The sequence below is a fragment of the Aquimarina longa SW024 genome (assembly GCF_001401755.1).
GTDB classification, from domain to species: domain Bacteria; phylum Bacteroidota; class Bacteroidia; order Flavobacteriales; family Flavobacteriaceae; genus Aquimarina; species Aquimarina longa.
Genome location: NZ_AVQK01000067.1, coordinates 1 through 4,766, shown reverse-complemented (window position 1 = coordinate 4,766; position 4,766 = coordinate 1). Strand labels below are relative to the sequence as shown.

Sequence of the window (4,766 nt, the reverse complement as noted above, 5' to 3'; positions counted from 1 at the left end):
CAACTTCATGAGAATACGTACAATACCATGAAGAATAAAAATGCCTATAATAGCAAATAGATATATCTGAAATATCCCTGCATCATAGGTTCCTGCAGTAGGGTCAATCCAATGTAAAAATGCAGCACTATGCGCCCAGAGTAGTAGTCCTACTGCCAGAGACGAAAATTCTCGCCAAATCGTAAAGTATCTGAGAAAAGAAGATTCTTTTCCAAAGTTTTCTGTCAACCATTTTATTAGTTTTTTCATGTTATATAGCATTTATAGAGTATTTGTTTTATAGATAGGATACGTTTTGAGTAGGGGCAAATACCGTTTCTCCAGATTGTGTTAGAATCCGTGTTACCCCGCTTTGTATTCCTGTAATATATCCAATCACTGTATTGGGGAGTAGCTCTGGAACAATAAAAGAACCGTCTTCTGCTTTCAGAAGTGTTGGTTTTTCAGTGATGGCAAGATTCCATTGCTGTTCTATCTGATCCTGTGGATCTTCAAAATATCCAATAGTGCCTACTGTGGGGGTAAACCATATGCCACGAGCATTTTGTTGTAACCCCATTTTTCTAAAAGCTGCTCGTATTTTTATTTTTTCCAGTTCTTTATTTCTAAAAGCAACACTTAACAATGCATTTACTAAAGAAGTAACTCGTGTTCCTAAAATTCTTACATTTTGAAAAAAGGTACTGACTTGTTGGTATTGCGCTACTGATGTAATTTTTTCTAATCCTTTGAGTATTCCAAACAGATGTCGGTTATTAGCATGGTCTATGAGTTCTTTAGCAATCGCTGCTGGATAAAATCCATTTCCTATTTTTGCCTTTCCTACCAGAGTCGTAAAACTGCTTTGTGTTACTATAGTGGGGTATCCCACAGCTCGTAATGCCCGTTGTGTACCTTTCCCAAAAATACCATCAGGTTTTCCATTTCTAAAACTAGTTTCTTTGATGATCAGTGCTGCTTGCCCTCCTTTAGCAATAAGGGCTTTTTGTACCATCTCCACAAGCGACCCTCTGCTTCCTCTACGTAATGGAAACTGATTCGAAGGGATTCTTGGTACTACCGCTTTAGTAGCACCCCCTTTAGGGATTAAAGTGCTTACAGGAGTTTGTAGACTTCTATTTCTGGCAGCACGATTTCTATAATAGGTATAGGCTAAATATCCTAGACTCAACACTAATCCTCCACCAATTCCATAGAGGAGGAGTTTTTTTTTGGAAATTGGTTTTTTGGAAATCGGTTTTTTGAGAACTCTATTTTTAGAAGGTGGTTTTATAATGGTTTTAGCTTTCATCTTGTCTAATGTTTTAAATTGATAATTTCTTGAGCAATTGCGAATTCTTCTGTAGTCAATTCGCTTTTTAAAACAGCGGCTAAATTTCTGTTGTGCTTATCTAATGAGGGAAATACCTTAATGACCCGACGTAGTATCGATGTTGATGGGATTTCCTCTAGTGTTCTAAATACAGCTGCTTCATCGGTTCCCCATCCAAAAGCATTATCATTTTCGAATGCCATAATCAGTCGCATCGCAAAATTAGCAGGATCTCCAGGGTGTAAGGCTTGACGCTCCTGAGCATTTCTTTTAGCTTTTCTAACCCATCTACGAACCATAAAAAATAGCCCTATAGCCACTCCTGTTGTGATCAAAATACGGCTCGCAGTGCCCGAGATCACAGGGAGATGACTTTCTTGATTTTTGGAGCGGTTCTTTAATGCTTCTAGTGCTAGTGCTACAGGTACAGCCATAATCTTTTGAGTTACATGTTAATACTGGTTTTAACTAGATTTCTTACAAAAGCATCATTTAAAAACAGCTGCTCCATTTTAATAATCCCTTTAGCTCCAAAATGCGTATTGATGGTTTGTAAAGCTTTTTGTACTTGGGAGGCTTCTTTTTTATCGTTTACCGATATTTCTATGGTGATCTGTGTGGTCATATGTTTAAATTTTCAAATGTTCTTAGTTTGTAGAAACCAAAGTCCTTTATATTATACTGCATCTTTGTCGCTTGATTTCTTTTTTTGAAGTACTTGATCTATATAATACACTGTTTTTTCGATCAGTGTAGTATCGTATTTAATCTGTTCTCCGATGTGGAGTAACAATTGTAGGGCTTGTTCGAATTGCTCTTCTGTATATAGCTGTTGTATATACTCCATGATCTGCAATAGATGTGTACTGTCTTGATCAGCGGTATCTGAGGTATTTTCTACATCGGATAAGCCCAACCTTCCCAGAGTGCCGGCGATCCCCTTCATTTGTTTGGGGTATTGTTTGGCTAATCCAGAGATTGCTCCAGGAAGGAGTGCTTTTCCTAATTCTACAAGTCCTAGTTTTTTAACCAAAGCTTCAATTTCTTGTTGTTTTTCCTGAGTTTCTTTTTTACTTTTTTCTAGCGTTTCTTCTAATTGTTCTACTCGTTTTTCTTGTTGAGTATATTCTTTTTTTAAGGTTTCAAAATCTCGTTTTTCAAGCTCCTGTTGTAATAGTGTATGTACTTGATTATTGATTCCATTTAGGGTTTCTCGATTGTGCTTGTTGATTTCTTCTAGCTTTTCCTGAAGCTTTTGATTTTCCATTGACAATCGTTGAATCGTAAGCTGATCTTTCAATGTAACAGAGGTATCTGACTCTACTACAGGAAATAGTTGTGTTTGCTGTTCTGAAGAGTCAGGTTGTACGACTTCCAGATGTGATGCTCCTTGTTGCAATTTGTACTTCAAGTATGCACTCTCATTGGAAATACCTAAAGTATCCATCTCTTGATAGTGCTTGTCTTTTAGTCTGACTGATCCGGGTTTTTTATGTCTTATGAGGTGTTCCATCTGTTCTTGTTTTTAAAATCACTTGTAAAAAACGAATTGTTCCTTTTGCCTTACCAGAATTGATTATTTCTATAACATCTGCATGTTCATAACTATTTTCTACAATTCCTTGTTGTCGAGTATCATTATATCGTCCATAATCAGAGATGACTTGCATTCCCCAAGAGATGTAAGTCATTAGCCATACTTCATTGTAGGCCTGAAACTTTAATTTTTCATTGGCAGGAATCACGAATTCCCGATATACAACTCTATAAGAGTGATACCCTTTCTCTTTAGCTCTTCGATCAGCATACTGCAATGCAAATTCTTCATGCATACTTTTTTGTTTTTATGATTCCACTATTTGATATGCTGTACTAGCAACGTCTTTGATTACTATTTTAGAGACTATATCTCTTCTGGAAATTCTTCCACGAGTAACCATACCATGATTTCATATGGATAATTAGCCATCCCATGATCTTCAAAAGTAGCGGTGATATAGTCTGTATTTCCAGATTCCTCTACTGGAGTAATCTGATATCTGTTCGGAAGATCAGGGATCTTCATACTAGTATGTCCTCCCTCTAACTGTTGATTAAGCATCGTGGTAAATGTATCTTTGGAAGACAATTGCTGTTCTTTATAAAAAATTCCTTTTTTCTGAAATAAGGATAGTGTGCCTAGTATCATATGATTGTGTTTTTAGGTTACAGCAGTAAAGGTGATCGCTATAGTACTTTGTGAAGGAAGTACTCCTCCCCATAGGGTATAAGGTGTAGCGATGCAATACCCTTCTGGTTGCATATGAATTGGTATCGGTTGAAGGTGTTGAACAACTCCATTGATCAGAATTACAGGGGTTCTACCCGTATTAGGATGTGCATAATACCACCAATTTCCAGAATTAACCCTGATCATTGTGCCAGGAGGATCCTTTCCTTGGTAGGACACTCCTGGATTGTGGTGTATAAAACGAGTATCGACTATCCTATATACAGCAGTTCCTATGTAATATTTTGGAGGCAGTTCAGTAGCAATGCAAGGGGCTACTGTAGCAGTAGTGAGTAGTCCAATTACCTTACTGGATGTAAAAGGAAGTTTTGCCCCTGCGTTTAAAAATTGATTTTTCCTATGAATAGTAAATTTTAATGGGACAAACTTCCTGCGCACTATAACCCCTGTAGGATGTTTTTTATTGTCTGAATTGATCTTGCACTTCATCTTTTTACTATTTATGATTCTAATTTACACTGCTTCTTGAATCAACATCACTAGACTTACCGTATAGCCTTGTTCGAAATCGGCATTACGATGTTCTGTGTCTTGAAAACGTACTTTTACGGACAGATCTCCTGGTAATACTGCTCCTAAATCAAAAAAACGTTCTCGGGGAGCAACACTTAATGAAGCCATTAAGAGTTTACTCTGAAAGTCGTCAGGGAAAATTTCTTCTCCTCCAATTTCGATACGCTGACTTCCCCTGTAGTAGAGTTTATTAGGGTAATCTGATAACAACTGTAATCCCTTTATTAGTTTAGTGTGCTTGGGGAGTTCTAGTGTCGTAATCGTATAGAGTTGTGCTGCTTTATTTACAGGAAAAGAAAAAGATATTCTGGTTTCTTTGGTGTTTTGATCCATGACCTTATTTTTATGCAGGGACTGTAACTGTACCTGCCAGTACAACTTTAATCAATGCTTTTTCTGGAGCATCATCTCCTAGTTCTATGGAGAACTCAAACTCCTCATCATCTCGGATAAAACGTGGACTTTCTAAAAAATAAGTTCCTAAATTCAGTGTACTATTTCCATCAGTAGCAAACTCCTGCATGGGGCGCTCATCAATAATAATTTTTTTATTCGCCACCAGAGAGAACACACCATTTTGTAATCCTCCTACTTTTTTGATACTATCAAAATTGGTTTGCTTCATCCTCTTTTTAAGCTCAGAATCGCTTC

General features: G+C 37.1%; 8 protein-coding genes and 2 pseudogenes. All 10 read right to left on the bottom strand.

The annotated features are described in order from the left end of the window. Positions 1 to 249: pseudogene (locus tag N456_RS08715) on the bottom strand (hypothetical protein); the annotation flags it as partial. A gap of 28 nt (positions 250 to 277) precedes the next feature. Next, entirely contained in the window at positions 278 to 1,291 is a 1,014-nt protein-coding gene (locus N456_RS08710) for a peptidoglycan-binding domain-containing protein (protein ID WP_062056007.1), read from the bottom strand. 5 nt (positions 1,292 to 1,296) lie between these two features. After that, positions 1,297 to 1,746, bottom strand: coding sequence for a hypothetical protein (locus N456_RS08705; RefSeq protein WP_062056005.1), 450 nt, complete (start codon positions 1,744 to 1,746; stop codon positions 1,297 to 1,299). An 11-nt stretch (positions 1,747 to 1,757) separates the two neighbouring features. Next, positions 1,758 to 1,937 (bottom strand): hypothetical protein, encoded by a 180-nt coding sequence (locus tag N456_RS08700; RefSeq protein ID WP_062056003.1) that lies wholly within the window; start codon positions 1,935 to 1,937, stop codon positions 1,758 to 1,760. Between the two features lie 51 nt (positions 1,938 to 1,988). Continuing rightward, the gene (locus N456_RS08695) at positions 1,989 to 2,825 is read right to left on the bottom strand and encodes a hypothetical protein (protein ID WP_062056001.1); all 837 of its coding nucleotides are present in this window, start codon (positions 2,823 to 2,825) and stop codon (positions 1,989 to 1,991) included. Next, entirely contained in the window at positions 2,803 to 3,144 is a 342-nt protein-coding gene (locus tag N456_RS08690) for a hypothetical protein (protein WP_062055999.1), read from the bottom strand. The genes N456_RS08695 and N456_RS08690 overlap by 23 nt, the downstream gene beginning before the upstream one ends. Positions 3,145 to 3,215: 71 nt before the next feature. Continuing rightward, the gene (locus N456_RS08685; RefSeq protein ID WP_062055997.1) at positions 3,216 to 3,500 is read right to left on the bottom strand and encodes a hypothetical protein; all 285 of its coding nucleotides are present in this window, start codon (positions 3,498 to 3,500) and stop codon (positions 3,216 to 3,218) included. A gap of 12 nt (positions 3,501 to 3,512) precedes the next feature. Beyond that, positions 3,513 to 4,031, bottom strand: coding sequence for a hypothetical protein (locus N456_RS08680; protein WP_062055995.1), 519 nt, complete (start codon positions 4,029 to 4,031; stop codon positions 3,513 to 3,515). Between the two features lie 24 nt (positions 4,032 to 4,055). After that, entirely contained in the window at positions 4,056 to 4,448 is a 393-nt protein-coding gene (locus N456_RS08675; protein WP_062055993.1) for a hypothetical protein, read from the bottom strand. 10 nt (positions 4,449 to 4,458) lie between these two features. After that, positions 4,459 to 4,766, bottom strand: a pseudogene (locus N456_RS08670) (hypothetical protein); the annotation flags it as partial.